Origin of the sequence: Methylobacterium nodulans ORS 2060 (assembly GCF_000022085.1) — a bacterium.
In the GTDB taxonomy this organism is placed as follows: Bacteria; Pseudomonadota; Alphaproteobacteria; order Rhizobiales; family Beijerinckiaceae; genus Methylobacterium; species Methylobacterium nodulans.
In genome coordinates this window covers 5,810,259-5,825,248 of sequence record NC_011894.1, presented here as the reverse complement: position 1 = coordinate 5,825,248, position 14,990 = coordinate 5,810,259, and the positions used below count along the sequence as shown (strand labels likewise).

Annotated in this window: 19 protein-coding genes, 1 tRNA gene and 2 pseudogenes; 12 read left to right on the top strand and 10 right to left on the bottom strand. The window is 62.4% G+C overall.

Translation table 11 applies throughout. From position 1 onward, the window contains the following. Positions 1-105: 105 nt before the first annotated feature. Entirely contained in the window at positions 106-375 is a 270-nt protein-coding gene (locus MNOD_RS26980) for a hypothetical protein (protein ID WP_157091568.1), read from the bottom strand. 352 nt (positions 376-727) lie between these two features. Next, a complete protein-coding gene (locus MNOD_RS26975) occupies positions 728-1,177 on the bottom strand; it encodes a hypothetical protein (RefSeq protein WP_015932144.1) in 450 nt (149 codons plus the stop codon). Positions 1,178-1,847: 670 nt separating this feature from the next. Between MNOD_RS26975 and MNOD_RS44050 the strand changes: the two genes are divergently transcribed. From MNOD_RS44050 to MNOD_RS26970, 3 genes are all read left to right on the top strand, one after another. Beyond that, positions 1,848-2,060, top strand: a complete 213-nt coding sequence (locus MNOD_RS44050; protein WP_015932143.1) for a hypothetical protein — start codon at positions 1,848-1,850, stop codon at positions 2,058-2,060. A 147-nt stretch (positions 2,061-2,207) separates the two neighbouring features. Then, a tRNA-Pro gene (locus tag MNOD_RS47165) sits at positions 2,208-2,336 on the top strand. A 129-nt stretch (positions 2,337-2,465) separates the two neighbouring features. Then, complete coding sequence (locus MNOD_RS26970) at positions 2,466-2,879, top strand: DUF2493 domain-containing protein (protein WP_015932142.1); 414 nt, start codon at positions 2,466-2,468, stop codon at positions 2,877-2,879. 325 nt (positions 2,880-3,204) lie between these two features. On the opposite strand, the gene MNOD_RS26965 is transcribed toward MNOD_RS26970, so the two are convergent. The 3 genes from MNOD_RS26965 to MNOD_RS50740 all read right to left on the bottom strand — a co-directional run bounded on the left by MNOD_RS26965 (position 3,205) and on the right by MNOD_RS50740 (position 4,465). After that, a complete protein-coding gene (locus MNOD_RS26965) occupies positions 3,205-3,825 on the bottom strand; it encodes a Shedu immune nuclease family protein (protein ID WP_015932140.1) in 621 nt (206 codons plus the stop codon). Beyond that, positions 3,822-4,037 (bottom strand): hypothetical protein, encoded by a 216-nt coding sequence (locus MNOD_RS47160; protein WP_157091567.1) that lies wholly within the window; start codon positions 4,035-4,037, stop codon positions 3,822-3,824. The genes MNOD_RS26965 and MNOD_RS47160 overlap by 4 nt, the downstream gene beginning before the upstream one ends. 215 nt (positions 4,038-4,252) lie before the next feature. Then, positions 4,253-4,465 carry a hypothetical protein gene (locus tag MNOD_RS50740; protein ID WP_050783409.1) on the bottom strand — a complete coding sequence of 71 codons (213 nt, stop codon included), beginning with the start codon at positions 4,463-4,465 and terminating at the stop codon, positions 4,253-4,255. 182 nt (positions 4,466-4,647) lie between these two features. Here MNOD_RS50740 and MNOD_RS26955 point away from each other — a divergent pair, with 182 nt between their 5' ends. Continuing rightward, positions 4,648-5,031, top strand: coding sequence for a response regulator (locus tag MNOD_RS26955; protein ID WP_015932139.1), 384 nt, complete (start codon positions 4,648-4,650; stop codon positions 5,029-5,031). Here MNOD_RS26955 and MNOD_RS26950 read toward each other — a convergent pair. Then, complete coding sequence (locus tag MNOD_RS26950) at positions 5,012-5,233, bottom strand: hypothetical protein (protein WP_157091566.1); 222 nt, start codon at positions 5,231-5,233, stop codon at positions 5,012-5,014. The two genes, MNOD_RS26955 and MNOD_RS26950, sit on opposite strands and share 20 nt — an antisense overlap. A 141-nt stretch (positions 5,234-5,374) precedes the next feature. Between MNOD_RS26950 and MNOD_RS44040 the strand changes: the two genes are divergently transcribed. After that, complete coding sequence (locus MNOD_RS44040; RefSeq protein ID WP_083786574.1) at positions 5,375-6,022, top strand: AlbA family DNA-binding domain-containing protein; 648 nt, start codon at positions 5,375-5,377, stop codon at positions 6,020-6,022. Then, a complete protein-coding gene (locus MNOD_RS44035; RefSeq protein WP_157091565.1) occupies positions 5,989-7,269 on the top strand; it encodes an ATP-binding protein in 1,281 nt (426 codons plus the stop codon). Before MNOD_RS44040 ends, MNOD_RS44035 begins: the two co-directional genes overlap by 34 nt. A 31-nt stretch (positions 7,270-7,300) precedes the next feature. On the opposite strand, the pseudogene MNOD_RS26945 reads toward MNOD_RS44035, so the two are convergent. The 3 genes and pseudogenes from MNOD_RS26945 to MNOD_RS26940 all read right to left on the bottom strand — a co-directional run bounded on the left by MNOD_RS26945 (position 7,301) and on the right by MNOD_RS26940 (position 8,946). Continuing rightward, positions 7,301-8,235: pseudogene (locus MNOD_RS26945) on the bottom strand (IS1595 family transposase). Further along, positions 8,177-8,503: an addiction module antidote protein gene (locus tag MNOD_RS44030; RefSeq protein WP_083786696.1), complete on the bottom strand. Its 327-nt coding sequence runs from the start codon at positions 8,501-8,503 to the stop codon at positions 8,177-8,179. The pseudogene MNOD_RS26945 and the gene MNOD_RS44030 overlap by 59 nt, the downstream one beginning before the upstream one ends. 68 nt (positions 8,504-8,571) lie before the next feature. Then, positions 8,572-8,946, bottom strand: coding sequence for a helix-turn-helix domain-containing protein (locus MNOD_RS26940; RefSeq protein ID WP_015932137.1), 375 nt, complete (start codon positions 8,944-8,946; stop codon positions 8,572-8,574). A gap of 143 nt (positions 8,947-9,089) precedes the next feature. Here MNOD_RS26940 and MNOD_RS26935 point away from each other — a divergent pair, with 143 nt between their 5' ends. The 5 genes from MNOD_RS26935 to MNOD_RS49380 all read left to right on the top strand — a co-directional run bounded on the left by MNOD_RS26935 (position 9,090) and on the right by MNOD_RS49380 (position 12,862). Next, a complete protein-coding gene (locus MNOD_RS26935; RefSeq protein WP_015932136.1) occupies positions 9,090-9,440 on the top strand; it encodes a hypothetical protein in 351 nt (116 codons plus the stop codon). A gap of 84 nt (positions 9,441-9,524) precedes the next feature. Beyond that, the gene (locus MNOD_RS26930) at positions 9,525-10,832 is read left to right on the top strand and encodes a phage tail tape measure protein (protein ID WP_043749511.1); all 1,308 of its coding nucleotides are present in this window, start codon (positions 9,525-9,527) and stop codon (positions 10,830-10,832) included. Between the two features lie 122 nt (positions 10,833-10,954). Then, entirely contained in the window at positions 10,955-11,410 is a 456-nt protein-coding gene (locus MNOD_RS26925; protein WP_157091564.1) for a hypothetical protein, read from the top strand. A gap of 229 nt (positions 11,411-11,639) precedes the next feature. Next, complete coding sequence (locus MNOD_RS26920) at positions 11,640-12,050, top strand: DUF6950 family protein (protein WP_015932133.1); 411 nt, start codon at positions 11,640-11,642, stop codon at positions 12,048-12,050. Beyond that, the gene (locus MNOD_RS49380; protein ID WP_043749504.1) at positions 12,050-12,862 is read left to right on the top strand and encodes a hypothetical protein; all 813 of its coding nucleotides are present in this window, start codon (positions 12,050-12,052) and stop codon (positions 12,860-12,862) included. The genes MNOD_RS26920 and MNOD_RS49380 overlap by 1 nt, the downstream gene beginning before the upstream one ends. Positions 12,863-12,889: 27 nt before the next feature. On the opposite strand, the pseudogene MNOD_RS49375 reads toward MNOD_RS49380, so the two are convergent. Further along, positions 12,890-13,036 (bottom strand): annotated as a pseudogene (locus MNOD_RS49375) (phage integrase N-terminal SAM-like domain-containing protein); the annotation flags it as partial. A 527-nt stretch (positions 13,037-13,563) separates the two neighbouring features. Here MNOD_RS49375 and MNOD_RS26910 point away from each other — a divergent pair. After that, positions 13,564-14,943 carry a TAXI family TRAP transporter solute-binding subunit gene (locus MNOD_RS26910; RefSeq protein ID WP_244424573.1) on the top strand — a complete coding sequence of 460 codons (1,380 nt, stop codon included), beginning with the start codon at positions 13,564-13,566 and terminating at the stop codon, positions 14,941-14,943. Positions 14,944-14,990 lie beyond the last annotated feature (47 nt).

Genomic DNA, 14,990 nt, shown 5'->3' with positions numbered 1-14,990 from the left:
GGCTGGAGCCCACAGCGTGCGTCGTGGGCTCGGGTCGGATCACGGGCTGTATCGTGGCGGACACCATCGAATTCGAACTGTCAGCGGTCGGCCTGGAAGTAACCGTCAGGATGTACCGTCCGCACGAGCACACGGCTCCATGGCGTTGTTCTGCATAGATGGATCCACCGTAATCGGTCCCACCCCTGCAACCGTATCCCCTTCCCAAAGGAAGTTACTGCCAACCACGCGCCCATCCCGTTCCGCGATGATGGCGTGGATGTCGGATCGGGACAGCAGATGGCCGATGAGGTCGGTTGCCTCGGATGCAGATGGGAGGTCCGGAGGGAAGCCGTGCTGCTCGGCGATCGTCTTGAATGCCTCGTAGCAGATCACACCCGCCCGTCCGGCATCGTCCGTGGTGCTGGGCCGCAAGCCGATCTCTGCACAATGAGTGTCAGCTGCTGGAAAGGCCCGTTGGTCAGCCATGTCGGTCCCCACACCGGCACGCTCCAACACCGCTCCGGCCTTCTCTTTCAGACGATCCAGACGGTGAGTTTCATCCGAGAAGGCGCACCTCGTGATGCGCCAGGTAGAGGCCGGCCCGGCGACAGGCTGGCGAGCCCGCGGCTCCATGCGAGGACGGTGGGGGAGAGAGCGTTGAGCGTGGCCGAGTCGGACATGGCGGAACGCTACCCGCGGGCGAGGCCGCGCACGAGAGCCGCCAAGCCTCACTCTCCGCCGATCCTCACAGGGATCCTGGGCGGCCTTTCGCGAGCACGAACCGGCCTCGCTCGCTGAGCACGGCGCGCCGCTCGGGGTCGAACGCCCCGCCATCCCAATCGACCAGACCACGGGCGGCCAGATTGCGCACCGTAGCGAGGCGAGCGACACGACGGAGCGCGTGCGGCTTTCCGTGCGCCTCATAGACCGTTCTGCTACTGCCCTCCCGGACGAGGCGCCGGCCGTCACCGAGCGCCTCCAGCACGCGCCGCTGCGCTGGCGAGATGCTGTGCCAAGCGCTTCGGGCTTGGCTGACGCCTGTCTCCACGTCCCGCAGATTGCGTTCGAGCTCAGCGAGGAGGTCGGGCCGGCCTTTCTCACGCAGCATCTGCTTCACCCGCTCGGTCATGGCGCGGATCTCGCGTTCGAGCTGATGCAGCAGGCGCTCCTCGGCAGCGAAATCAGGCACGCCCATCACTCTCCAGTCCTCCGTATCTGGATCTGACCTGACCGATATTTTGGACCGAGCGGCGACCGATGGCGGCGAAGTTCCCGCTCACATCATCATTGCGGATTTCCGCACTTAGTCCCGCAGCTTAGTGCGGGAATCCAGAATCAGGTCGGGCCGTGTCTTCTCCGGCATCGGAAAATTCCTCCCTTTCACAACATCTTAACAATTTCTTTGTGGGCCCAATGCCCTGGCACGCGGGTTGCCATCACCCCAGCCAACCGTGGCCTTTTCCATTGGCAGAGGCTGCACACCGGAAGGTCAAGAGCAAGAGCCGGAACCGGTCGGGCCCTGTTCCTGGCGCGTCGATCGGCCCCGTCCGCAAACAGCCGGGAGAACGCCCCATGGCCGTGATCGTCCCATCGCCCCAGACTGCCCCGCGCACGCCACCAGCGCCCAAGCCTTTCGATTAGACCCTCCGCTTCCAGGTTCTCGTCGCAGGTGCGAGGCGGGCTCAATCTCGGAGTGGGTGTGGCCCGCGCAGAGGTCGGCGGAGGCGAGACGGTGCGCGGCTTCGGCCTCGACGTGTCCGGCGACCTCGACCTATCGGGGGCAGCCAGAGTTCTTCCCCGACGGCGACCTGCTTCAGATGTGGGCGTGCACCAAACCAATAAGAAGGCAAAATGGGGGGATTGCCATGTGTAATCGCCGCTTCATCGTGCGCAAGGCCCGTAAAGGCTGGGGCGTCTATTGCGCACACACGGGCGAGCCGGCCCGCGTCAACGGGCGGGAGCAAACAGGGCTGTCGCGCGAGGCCGCCACTGAGCTAGCCTCGTCGCTGAAGATACTCGCCTACATTCAGGCCGAGCTCGATGGGCGGCGAGCCGGCAATCCTCACACGCTTCACTGACGCGACAGGCGAACGAGCAGCAGGAGCACCGGCCCGCGGCTCCATTCGAGAGCAGTGGGGGAGGGGGCGTCGAGGGTGCTCATACACCAGGGTATCGCGAGCGCTGGCAGGCGGGCAAGGGGTCGAAGCGCGCCCAGGAAATGCCCAGGAAATGGGTGGTTTCGGTGAGAACAAAGCGTGGGCAAGCCGCAAGGCGGTCCTAAATTATTCAATCACTTAGATTGTCCACACCACGTTCGGGACGTGGGGGTCGCAGGTTCAAATCCTGCCACTCCGACCAACACTTAGGTCGATCCCGAGAGACCTCCCCGACAGGAAAACCGACAAGAGCGCCCCGGCGTTCGCTGATCGTTCTCACTCGCCACGCGTGGACCGTTCGCGCTCGCAGGGCAGGGGAGGGCGGTCGTGACGCGCGTCCTCGTCACAGGCGGCCGCGGTTATGGCGAGCTGAACGCCGACGCGCCGCTCGCTCGACGCGGAGAGATGCGTATCCGGGTCTACCGGGAGGTCGGGGCTCTGCGCGCCACGCTCGATGCCCTGCATGCCGAGGCGCCGATCGCCTGCATCATCCAGGGCAGCGCTCCGGGCGCCGACCGGCACGCGCGCGACTGGTCAGCCATGCGCGGGGTCGAGCTTCTCGACTACCCCGCCGACTGGCACCGGCACGGCCGCGCCGCCGGACCGCTCCGCAACGCCCGCATGATCGCCGAGGGCCAGCCCGACCTGGTGCTCGCATTCCCGGGCGGGCGCGGGACGGCGGATTGCGTGCGCAAGGCTGAAGCGGCCGGGATCAGGGTCGTGAGGATCGGAGGGGAGTGAGGCTTGGCGGCTCTCGCGCGCGGCCTCGCCCGCGGGTAGCGTCCCGCCATGTCCGACTCGGCCACGCTCAACGCCCTCTCCCCCACCGTCCTCGAATGGAGCCGCGGGCTCGCCAGCCTGTCGCCCGGCCAGCCACCTTGCCCCGGGTTCAGGCCGGACGAATGGGTCGAGACGCTCGCGAACTGCCGGCGCTTCGTGGATGGCTTCGGAGCTGGAGTCGCTCAGCTTGGGTGGGACATCATCGCCCCGTTGTGGTGCATCAGAAATCCGAACGTGATCCGGGCTAACTGTTTCGCTGGTTGAGTTTGAAATTTGAAGGCCAGACCTATACCCCAAAATATTTCGTGAGCCAAAAATCCACGTCGGCCACCAAGTCGTCCAAAGATACGACCGAGACAGCTTTTGAGTCGACTCTAAGTTTGTCCACGCGCCAACGCAGTCTTGATTTCTCTTGGTCGCTTAAATTCATACCCTTCCCCGCTATAATCAGTGCTTGAAACGAGGCGTCACGCGTACCGAAGACGCGCTGAAAATCGCCAGTACTCCTCATATCATCGAGCTTCCATAACCAATCAATTACTTGCGAAAACGCACCCTCAAACCTCTTCGCCCAATCCGGCGCTGTTTTTGGCGTCTTATTGAAAATGCTGTTGGGCAAACCATCTTCGAACTCAACAAGCAAGTAGCGCGCCAGCGCTGAATCACCAATTATCATATCGGCCTTGAAATCTCCGTATATAACGAACTCATGAGCAATCGAATCTACCGTCCTAATGTCTGGAAAGTAGTAAGAGCACATGGCCGCAAGATCATACCGATTGTAGAAAAACGGTTGAATATCAGCCGTCTCGCCCAAACTTGCCCTGGAAGCGAGATTGGTTTGATATCCATTCAAGTTGTGACGCGCGGTTGCGGGGTTGATAGTGTGAGCGGTAAGCCGCCTCATTGTGGCCGCTCCATCAAGCGGCCCATTTTTACATTATCGGAAATATCGGCTACCGATATCAAATCTCCATCTTTTGTAAAGATTATTCTGAGGCGATCGGTTGCTCTGAAGGAGAATAATGGTGATCCGCCAAGCGTGACGCCGCTTAATCGACGAACATTAGCACTTGGCTTGTCACCCAAGACAGCAAGTTTATCAAAAGCTCGCAGCACGCGCTGCTTATCGCTCTCTCCGAGTGATCGGAGTGCTATTTCTGCTCGTCTCTGCAGCTCGACTGGCATTGGTAGTAAGAACCACTCTTCGCGCGAGGTCCGTCAGGCCCTCGGTTTTCAGGCTTCACGTCCGCAGCTTCCACCAGTGTGACGATATCCGCAATCTCCCAGAGCCGGTCCGTCGCGCCCGCCGCCATCGCAAGGCTCATCCGCAACTATCTGTGGATGCGGACGGAGTTGTAGTACATGAAGTGGAGCGCGACGGCGTAGTCGTGGTTCTCAACCTTCTTGCTGAAGGCGTTGGTGGGCCGGGTGAACCGGCGCATGTGCATCTGCATCGTGAGGTTCTGGCGCGCCACATAGGATGTAGGGACCTGCTCAGGATCGGGCTGGCCCTCGACCTGCTCATTTCCGACGCTGATGCACATGGGCGGGCTGTAGCGCCCGTTGTCGGCTTCAAGAGCGGTGTCGTAAATCTTTGGCGATTGTGTAGTTTGCAAACCCGCACCGGGAGAGCTAACCACTGGTTGAACTCCCAGTGCGATAACATGGGTTGCTGCCCTAGGGCGGTCCTCAGGCTAAGGTTTCCTCGCATAAGAGGGAGGTTCCCATGCCAAGCGGCCAGCCGCTCGCGGGATGCCGCGTCCTCGTCGTGGAGGACGAGTATTTAATCGGAGACGACCTAGATAAACTTCTGACTGCCGCAGGCGCGATCGTCATCGGACCCGTTGCCAGATTGGATCAGGCAATGGATCGGGTCATCCGAGACGGATTTGAGGTGGTGGTTTTAGACATCAATCTGCGCGATGAAATGGCGTTCCCGATCGCAGATGAACTGAAACGGCAAAACGTACCGTTTATTTTCGCAACCGGCTACGATCAGGGCGCTATTCCTGAGCTCTTCGCTGATGTTAAACGGTGGGAAAAGCCGTTTCACATGAGAGACCTTGTTGCGGATATTGCGGGTCTGTGCCCTAAGATCCGTCCCGCTTAGCCGTCTTCCCGCCCCTGCCCTCGTCAGCGCTCGACTTGGCCTTCGCGATCCGGCGGACGACCTGCTTGAAGTGCTCTGGGTCGTCGTCGGTCCCGAGTTCGCGGGCGGCTTGCTTAAACCGCTCGACCTGATCGTGAGACGCCATCGCGCCACCTCTCTGAGACGCCGCCTTGCGCCTAGTATCGTTAACAGGCTTTGCCATGCTCTCGCTTCCTTGTAGCGGGAGCACTATAGCATCCAATTGACGCATCATGAGGTGTATGCACTTCGATGGGGTTCCGAGGGCTAGATCCCTTCAAGCCCAACAGTGGGTACTCCGGTGCGATTAGAATGCGGGCGGCCTATGATCCGACAAGAATCTCTTGAGACACTTCTTAGATATCTTAATACGACCGACGAAACTGAGGATCTTGAGGCAAAACATATTTCAGGAAGCGAAGTCGGGCGGTCGGTCTATGAAACCATCTGCGCTCTTAGCAATGAGCCGGATTTAGAGGGCGGCACCATTCTTCTAGGAGTAGCCAAGGAAGAAGCCCTTTTCCCGTTCTATAATGTAACTGGGGTAAAGAACCCGGAGAAGCTTGCTTCAGATATCGCAAGCACATGTGCGGCGATATTCAATCAGCCAATACGTGTAAGTATAAAGACACTTACTTATCGTAGAGCGTCGGTGTTGCGGATCGATGTTCCCGAGCTGCCAAAATCTCATAAGCCTGTGTATTTTAAAGCGACAGGACTGCCAAAAGGAGCTTACAGACGAATTGGGCCAACGGACGTGCGCTGCACGGATGACGATTTGGCCATGTTCTACCAGGGTGGCTCCGGTGACCCTTATGATTCTCGCATAATCAGAGACGCGAATCTATCAGATTTGGATCCCGCAGCTATTTCGGCCTATCGCAAAGCGCGGGCGAAGCAAATCCGCTTGCTGAGGAACTCAGTTGGTCTGATGATGATTTGCTTTACGCCCTTGGCGCTATACGTCGCCTAGACGACATTGTTAGAGTTACCAATGCCGGCATTCTCATTTTTGGCAAGGCGGCCAGCATCCGCAGATTGTTTCCAGCACATCGAGTTGATTACATCCGAGTTCCAGGGAAAACTTGGGTTCAGGACCCGGAGGCTAAAATTGAGTCTGTTGATATGCGAGGATCAATCGTCAGTTTAATTGGACGTGTCATTGCCGCTATAACGGATGATTTGCCGCGCACCTTAGACATTGACGAAAAAAGTTCCGGGCAGAGAACAGAAATTCCTATTCTTCCTTTTAGAGTCATCAGAGAGGCGGTTGTAAATGCTTTGATGCACCGCAACTATCAATTTAATCAGCCCGTCCAAGTCATAAGATATGCCAACCGTATAGTAATTAAGAATCCCGGTTATTCACTAAAGTCACCAGAAAGGCTCGGCGAGCCGGGTTCGTCAATCAGAAATCCTAACATTTCAGCGATCCTCCATGACACACGTTTCGCGGAGACTAAGGGCAGCGGCATCCGAGTCATGCAGGCCAAAATGAAGCAACGTGGTTTGGCCGCTCCGACTTTCGAGTCAAATCGCGATACCGACGAATTTTCCGCTACATTTTTGTTTCATCATTTCCTTGACTCACGAGATATCGACTGGCTTTCAAGATTTAAAGATTTTGATCTAACAGAAGATCAAATGAAGGCTTTGATTTTTGTCCGCGAGGTTGGGGCTATCGACAACGCAACATATAGAAGCCTTACGTCAATGGATACGTTGCAGGCAAGTAAAAGCTTGCGATCGCTTCGAAAGCTTGACCTGTTGCTTGATCGCGGAAGCGGGGCGCGCACGTACTACATTGCTGGGACAGAAATGCTAAGCCGTGATATGCCTGAGAAGCGGCAGAAGCCTACTGGCGAAGCCATCCATGATAGGGACGATATCATGGATGGCGCCATCCATGATAAGGATAACTTGTTGAAAAATATGCCGGTTTCGTTGCGGGTTGCCGTCCGCAACGCGGAGGCCAAGAAGCGCCTCAATCCTCAAGAGGCAAAAGATCTCATAGAGGCAATGTGTCGGTCGCAGGCACTATCGCTTCAGCAAATTGCCGTCCTAATCAACAAAACCTCGGAATATATAAGCCAGAGATATATAGCCTCTATGATAGCTGAAGGTCGGCTCACATACCTCCATCCAGAGATGATCCAGCATCCACAACAGAAATATCGCGCAGCTAAACCCAGCCAACCTAGCAAGCAACCGCGGCGCTAGGCAGTGCGCCTAGCGCCGCGGTTGCTTGCGCTTAGTAAGGGCAAGCTAATCGATATGTGAGGCGCTTCCCACTTATGCCCTTCAGTGCTTGGCCAGTCCGCTCTGTGTCATTGACGCCAAGAGCCACACGGTTGTTATACCGGAAGTCGAACTCGACAAGGTAGCGGTGGAGGTGGTGCTTTGCGCAGTGCTGATAGATGCCCTTCATGCCGCGCTTGAAGACGGAGAAGTAGCCCTCAACAGTGTTGGTGTGGACGATGCCGCGGACGTACTCGCCCTGCCCGTGGGCGGTGGTCTGATGGTCAATGAAGGATGGCGCGGCCTTGAGGTACACGCCGGCCTCATCGGTGTGCAGCGTCGCTTCCTTGGCGATGTTCTCCTCAAGGATAGGGACGATGTCATGGGCTTGAGATCGTCCACGACCATGGAGCGCACCTGACCTGCCTCGCGATCCACAAGGCTCAGTACCTTCATCTTGTGATGATAAGCGCGCTTCACGGGCGCGCCCGGCTCGCGCCCGATGAAGGTCTCATCGGCTTCCACGATGCCGGATGTGCCGTTGCCGTCGCTGCCCATGGGCGCAAGTTCGCCTTCCCTCATGGCTTCGCGGATTCGGTGCGCAAGGAACCACGCTGTCTTGTACTGAACCTCTAGAATGCAATGAAGCTGGTGCGCGCTGATGCCCTTCTTGGAAGAGCACATCAGGTGTACAGCCTGGAGCATCTTGTGGAGCGGGATACGGGCGTGCTCAAAGACCGTGCCGACCTTCACCGTGAACTGCTGTTTGCAGTCGCCGCACTTGTGAAGTCCGAGACGGACGCGCTTCTCAGGGTTCGCCTTGATCTTGCTGATGCGGCCCATGCCGCCGCAGTGGGGGCAAACCGGACCGACCGGCCACAGGGTGTCCTCAAGCCACTTGAAGGCGGCTTCCTCGTCGTGGAACTGGGGCTGGCTGAGGACGGACATGGCTTGCTCCTGCTAGGGTTGTACTCCTCTTAGGGCAGGTTTGCAAGCTACATAATCGCCTATCCGATAGGGTCCGGTAGAGGGTTTCCCGTGAAAGACCGGTCTGCTGGGCAATCTGAGCCATACCGCGGGCTCGCGCCACATCCCCGATCGCAGCGGCGACGGGGGCAGGATCGCCATCCTCAAGCACGGCCTCAAGGTAGAGGGCGATCCGTTCAGGGGTAACGAGGCTGTCGGTGATGTCCCAGGGGAGGGTTTCGAGAGGCATGGTCATCACTCCTGGCTCGCGAGGGCTTTGGCGGTGCGGATGTCTTGCTCCTGCGTGCGCTGATGCGATCAGCCGACCAGATCGTCCAAGGTGAGGTTGAGCGCCTGGGCCAGCTTGCGCAACGTGTCGATCGTGCCCTCCCGGCGGCCGGTCTCGATCTGCGACAGGAAAGGCTGCGCAATCCCCGCCTTCTCGGCAAGCGCCTTGGCGGTCAGCCCGCGGTGCTCGCGCCAGACCCGGATTCGGTTCTCGCCGCCGAGCAGGCGCTCAACGATCTCGGCGGGGATGAGATCTTCCTCGCCCGCCGCGAGCTTGCGACGGAACTCGGCCACGGCGGCGCGGTCCGCGTTGTCCTCGGCCGCCTCGACGAGGGCCTGATACTCGGCCTCGGGGAGGAGCACGAGGCGCTCCCCGGCCGGGGTGGTGATGGTCTGTGCGTTCATGGTCGATGCCCTCCTTGGCGGTGACCGCGCGGCTCAGTCGTAGGCCCCGCCGCGTGGGGCGATGCGGATGATGGCGATGACCTCGCCATGGCGGCGCCGCTGCCGCGGCCCGTGCGGCCCGGTTCGAGGCCGCGACGGCGGGCATGACGAGCTATGAAAAGGCCGTCGCCAACGTCAACCGGCAATACGATGAGCTGCGCCGCAACCTGATCGCCACGACAGACGCCGGCAACCTGCCGGGGGCGCTCGCCACCAACGAAACGGCCCGCGCCAAGGCGCTGCAAGCGTTCTCCGAGACGAACCGCAAGGCGGTCCGTGATGCCATCGCTATCCCTGATGACTACTATGCCGCCATCCGTGGCGCCGAGAGCAGCGGAGATGATAGCGCGGTCAGCAAGTCGGGGGCGGTCGGGCGCTATCAGTTCATCTCAAGCGCCTGGCTCGAGTATTTCCCCAAAGCGATGGCCGACATGGCCGGATCACTGCGGGAATAATACACAGGCGACGGCAAGTTGGATCAGTGCGGTTACAACAACGCGGTTCTAAATCTCCGTCTTGATCCTGACATTCAAGAGAGGGTGGTCCGGGCCTTTACTCAGGAGCAGGCCCAGCAGCTGATCGACCGCGGCTTTGCGGCAACAGGGCGCAACCTGTACCTGGCGCACAACATCGGCGTTGGCGGCGCCTCGGCGCTCCTTCGGGCCGAGCACGAGGGCCGCACGGGAGAGGACGCGGCGGCCATTCTCAACCGGGTCAATCCCACCCTGGTCCCAAACAACGCCGCGTATAACGGGGACGGCAAGACGGTCGCGCAGGCGCTTGCCGCCGTGAACGCGGCTTATCTGCGCCGCGGGCCAACCGCGCAGCAGGCAACAGAGGCGCGGATCCGCCAGCAGGATGCGGAGACGCGCTCGCTCGCGGCTTCGACGGCCGAGCGCAAAAAGGCGGTTGCGGCCGAGGATCTTTACAACGAGGCGAAGCAGAAGGGCACGGAACTCTCGCGCGTCTATTCCTCAGGTGAGCAGGTTCTCAGCGCAGACGCTTCCAAGCTCACGGGCGAGGTCAAGGCGCAGGTCGAGGAGTTCCAGCGCTTGGCCGCGGCCCGGGCCCGGGCCGCAGCGGCGCAGCGCGGCGCCTCCGCCGGCCTGCGCCTCGACCTGACGGAAGGCTACGGGGCCCTCGGCCGGACGCCCGGCGAGCAGGCCGACTATCAGATGGCCAAGCGCGTCGGGGCACCTGGCTCGCAGGAGTTTCAGCAAGCCTACGACAGCCTGACGCAACTTCGCTCCGTCGCAGAGGCGAAGCTGACCGGAAGCAGCTTCGTCGAAGACCTTGTGAGCGATCTGCGCAACGGCAAATCATTCGGGGATGCCCTGACGGGATCTCTTAGCAATCTGCTGAGCAAGCTCGGTGACAAGGCCATCGACAAGCTGTTCAACTCGCTGTTCAGCATGGCCGACCCGAAGGGCGGGGACATCTTCTCCGGCATCGGCAAGTTGTTCGGGTTCGCGTCCGGCGGCTACACCGGCAACGGCGGCACGGGCGCCGTCGCTGGCGTGGTCCACGGGCGCGAGTATGTCTTCGATGCCGCCTCGACGGCCCGCATCGGCGTCGGGACGCTGGAGGCCATTCGCCGGGGAGTGCGCGGCTACCAGGGCGGAGGCTATGTGGCCCCTGCCATGCCGGCGATCGCGATGGCCCGGCCCGCTGGCATCGGTGGCGGCGCCGGCCCGATCAACATCGGTGGTGACACAATCAATCTGACGGGCGCCCCCGGTTATACCCCGGAGCAGTTCGCTGCGCTGCTCAACCAGCGCGACGCGCGACTGGCCCGCAACATCAATAGCATCGTCGCCACCGGGCGGCTTCGCTTCCGGCAGCCCTGACCCATGCCGATCTTCTCAAGCACGGTGGCGGCCGTCCTGGCCGGCCGCACGGTGCGCCGTGAGCGCTTGGTGCGGCTCGACTTCGCCTCCGAGACGGTCGCCTTGCCGAGGGCGTGCATGGCGTGCTCCGGACGGCCGATGGCCAGCTCTGGCACGGGGCCGGCGTTCTCGGCCAGATCGGCGACATCGAGAGCCCGCTCGGCGGGGAGGCGCCCCAGACGCAGCTCACCCTCTCGGGCGTGGATCCGAGCCTCGTTGCCAAGGCGGTGACCGGGCCGTCCGAATACAAGGGCCGGCCCGTCGAGATATTCATCCAGTTCTATGACGAGAACTGGCTGCCGCTGGATGCGCCGTACAGCGTGTATTTCGGCCTGATGGACCTGCTCAAGTCCAGCGGAACAGGCGCAGACAAGCGCGTCCTGACCCTGATCTGTGAGGGTGATTTCACGATGAGGGGCTTTCCGCCCTTCGCTCACCTCTCGGATCGCGACCAGAAGCGCCTGCATCCCGGGGATCGCGGGCTCGAATACGTCGCCTCCACGCAGAGTAAAAGTATAAAATGGCCGAAATATTGCTAGAGGAGATATAGAAATGACTAAACCGAAGGGCTTCAAAGGTCCGACTTTCATTGTGTGGGATCGCTTAAGTATGCGGTTGTTGGTGCTTGGCACGATGAGAATGATGCAAAGGATTGTGCGCGCCGTTGTGCTGCCGAGCATCCCGGCACTCCCTTCGATGTCATGCCCGTAGGCGAGCCTGTCGCTCGCGCGTGCGCCGAACAGCTTCTGCCGCCGATCGTCTCGTTGGATGCGCTCGCCGCCGCCTGACACCGCCGTGCTGCTGGTGGACCACCTGCGCGCCGGCTCGCGGACCCCCTTCGCTTGGGGCACATGCGATTGCGCGCTCTGGGCCGCGGATTGGGTCAAGGCCCGCTGCGGCATCGATCCGGCAGGCGGGCTGCGTGGCCGCTACAGGACGGCGATCGGCGCCGGCCGGCACATCCGGCGGCTCGGCGGCTTCGTGGCCCAGGTGCGCGGCCTCATGGCGTCCGCCGGCTTCGCCGAGACGCGCGAGCCGGCGATCGGCGATGTCGCCGTGGTGGACACCCCGGTCGGGCCCGCCCTCGCCATCCGCACGCGCACCGGCTGGGCCGCCAAGGCCGAGCGCGGCGTGATCTGCGCCCCCTTCCCGGTCCTCGCCGCCTGGAGCCTCGCCTGATGCCCGCCGTCATCGCTCCCGTCATCGCCTCGGCGCTCGCCAGTACAGCGCTCTCCTCGACTGCCGTTTTCGCGGTCAGCCAAATCGTTTCGTATGCTCTGGTGGCCGGCGCGTCGCTCGCCTTGCAAATGGCGCTGCAACCGGGCCAGCAAAAGCAGAAGGTCTCAAGCCAGCAGTACCAGCTGAAGCAGGCGCTGCCGCCCCTCATCGCCGGCTACGGGCTCGACAAGCTTGGCGGCGCCAAGTTCGCGTTCGAGGCGCCGGGCGGCTGGTACCTCGACGGCATCGTCCACGGCGTCGGCCCCTGGGACGGCATCGAGACGTGGCTGCTCAACGATATCCCCACCGGGATCCCGAAAGACCAAGCGTATAACGGCGCGCTCGGCGGGCTTAATCAGCCGGCGCCCATGATGGGCAACGCCGCGGTCGAGACGCACCTCGGTACGCTGCCGACGCAGGCGCGCTCACAGACGCTCGCGACGCTGCTCGGCTGGGATGAGACGCGGCGCCTCGATGGGCTCGCCTACACCGTCCTGACGCTCAAGCCCGTCGCCGAGAAGAACTTCAACAAGGTCTACAGCCAGGGCGCGCCGCAGGTCTATGCCGTCGCACGCCTCCTGCGGACCTGGGATCCACGAGACGCGGGCCAGACCGGCGGCGCGGTACTTCAGCCCCGGTGTGCAGCCGAGCAGGCGGGCGACTTCATCGGGACTGAGCACCACCGGCAGACGCTCGGGCGAGCGGACGGTGGCGAGCCGGTTGCCGAAGCCGACCCAGCCGAGGGTGACGCCAAAGAAGAAGCGCAGGGCTGAGACGGCGGCGTTCATCGTGGCCGGGGATGCGCCCTGGGCGGCCATGTGCAGCTGGAAGCGACGCAGGTCATCTGGCTCGGCCTGATCGGGTGACTGACCGAGAAAGGCCGCGAAGGTTCTCACGGCGCGGATGTAGTCGGCCTGCGTCTTGGCACTGAAGTGCCGGATGGTCATGTCCTCGATCATGCGGCGGCGCAGCAGGCTGACGGCTTGGTTGCTCATGAGGGGCTCCTGTCCGAGACCAGGGGACCCCGCGATCTTCGAACAGGCCGTGATCGGCTGATCACGCCATCTGCCGTACTACGCGCCCCTACCGCGGAAGCGGTTTAGTTCTGTGACCCTCTGCGGACGCTGAGCCGACGACCGCCTTGCGCCGCGAGCCGACATTCCGCAGTCCTACTCTGGAGTGCCAGTATCAGCCATAAAGCGGACCTTCCCACCTGCGGTCGTCTTCCCGCTTCACCAATGCCTGTCGCCGATAATCAAGCCGACGAAGGGCAGCCTGCGTAAGGTGCGAGGCACCAGCACCAGCGCGGCACTGAGGTAAAGGTTCAGGAACAAGACAGCGGCTGCCGCGACGGCTGAAAGGCGCAGCGGCGCACCTGCACGCCGACGTAAGCAGAGATCGACGACTGGGGACTGCGACGATGGCGCCAGACGCAAGGTCCACTTCTCCGGCTCCCGAGACGGCTGTCACTGTCGTGCCGCAGCCCAGGAGATGGGGACGCCTCGCCCTCGTCGTAGTCCTCCTGCTCGGTGTCGCTGCCGTGTTCGCGGTCGCTCATTTCTGGTCGCCGCACGCCAACCTGCGCATCACCACGGGCCCGCCCGGCAGCACCGCCCACCGCTTCATCACGGCCTTCGTGTCCGTCTCCAAGGTCCAGCACCCCCGCGTCAACCTTGAGCTCGTGCAGGTAAGCGACCTCGCCGGGAGCGCCAAGGCGCTGGAGGAGGGCCGGACCGACCTCGCCATCGTGCGCAGCGACGCGGCACCGCCCGCCAACGCCCAGACCATCGTGATCCTGCGCAGGGACGTCGTTGCCTTCGTCCTGCCGCCCCACAGCCATGTCAGCTCCATCGCGAACCTGGCGGGCAAGACCATCGGCATTCCGTCCGGGCCGCTGCAGGCCTCCAATGCCCAGGTCCTCGACACGGTTCTGTCCTACTTCGACGTGCCCGCGAAGGACGTCAGCAGGACCTTCCTGTCGGTCGACGAACTTGCCAAGGCCGTCCAGCAGAAGAAGCTGGCGGCGGTCCTCACGGTCGGTCCCATGGCGCCGGGCGAGGTCGTCGACGTGGTCGCCGCGATCGCGCGCGCGACGAAGGGGACCCCGGGTATCCTCGGGCTCGACGAGGCGGAGACCATCGGCAAGCGCTTCCCCGGCTTCGAGTCGATCGACGTGCCCGCCGGGGCGTTCCGGGCGAGGCCCGCCACACCGAGCGACACCGTCACGACGCTGGCCGTCACCTATCGGTTCGCCGCGTCGGAATTGATGCCCAATGTCGTGGCCGCGGCCATCGCCCGCTCGATCCTGACCACGAAGGCCAAGCTCGTGGCCATCACGCCGCTTGCCAACCAGATCGAGGCGCCCGATCCCGACGACAAGAGCCCAATCCTGCCCGTCCACCCGGGCGTCGCAGCCTACCTTAGCAACGGGGACCAGAGCTTCTTCGACCAGTTCCAGCAATATTTCTATGTCGGCGGCCTTGTGGTCAGCCTTGCCGGGTCGTTCTTCGCGGCCGCGTCGGCCCGCTGGAACCGGCGTCGGTCGGAGGCGGATTGGCGGCCGATCAAGCGGCTGGTCGAGATTGCCGACGCGGCGCCGCGCGCCGACGGGACAGAGATCGCCGCATTGGAGAGCGAGTTCCACCAGCTCGTCTCGGCCGTGCTGGGCCGGTCGCCCGGGGGCGGCGACACCGACCGGATGTCGGCCTTTTCGACGGCCCTGGCGCATGCGCGGCACGCCCTCGACCAGCGACGGGCAAGCCTCGAGCCGGATACGGGATCCCGGCCTGCGCCAACGCTCGTCGTATCGCAGCGGACGCCCCCCGCCTCAGCTGGCCCGGTGCTTCCACCCTAGTCCTGATCCGGCAGGGCTGAGGGCACCCCGACCATTGCCTGTCCTCG

Excerpts from the sequence above, each read along its gene's own strand:
- MNOD_RS26975 (WP_015932144.1), bottom strand. The coding sequence starts at position 1,177 with ATGGGCGTGCCTGATTTCGCTGCCGAGGAGCGCCTGCTGCATCAGCTC.
- MNOD_RS44050 (WP_015932143.1), top strand. The coding sequence starts at position 1,848 with ATGTGTAATCGCCGCTTCATCGTGCGCAAGGCCCGTAAAGGCTGGGGC.
- MNOD_RS26965 (WP_015932140.1), bottom strand. The coding sequence starts at position 3,825 with ATGAGGCGGCTTACCGCTCACACTATCAACCCCGCAACCGCGCGTCAC.
- MNOD_RS50740 (WP_050783409.1), bottom strand. The coding sequence starts at position 4,465 with ATGTGCATCAGCGTCGGAAATGAGCAGGTCGAGGGCCAGCCCGATCCT.
- MNOD_RS26955 (WP_015932139.1), top strand. The coding sequence starts at position 4,648 with ATGCCAAGCGGCCAGCCGCTCGCGGGATGCCGCGTCCTCGTCGTGGAG.
- MNOD_RS26950 (WP_157091566.1), bottom strand. The coding sequence starts at position 5,233 with ATGGCAAAGCCTGTTAACGATACTAGGCGCAAGGCGGCGTCTCAGAGA.
- MNOD_RS44040 (WP_083786574.1), top strand. The coding sequence starts at position 5,375 with ATGATCCGACAAGAATCTCTTGAGACACTTCTTAGATATCTTAATACG.
- MNOD_RS44030 (WP_083786696.1), bottom strand. The coding sequence starts at position 8,503 with ATGCCTCTCGAAACCCTCCCCTGGGACATCACCGACAGCCTCGTTACC.
- MNOD_RS26940 (WP_015932137.1), bottom strand. The coding sequence starts at position 8,946 with ATGAACGCACAGACCATCACCACCCCGGCCGGGGAGCGCCTCGTGCTC.
- MNOD_RS26935 (WP_015932136.1), top strand. The coding sequence starts at position 9,090 with ATGACGAGCTATGAAAAGGCCGTCGCCAACGTCAACCGGCAATACGAT.
- MNOD_RS26920 (WP_015932133.1), top strand. The coding sequence starts at position 11,640 with ATGCGCTCGCCGCCGCCTGACACCGCCGTGCTGCTGGTGGACCACCTG.
- MNOD_RS49380 (WP_043749504.1), top strand. The coding sequence starts at position 12,050 with ATGCCCGCCGTCATCGCTCCCGTCATCGCCTCGGCGCTCGCCAGTACA.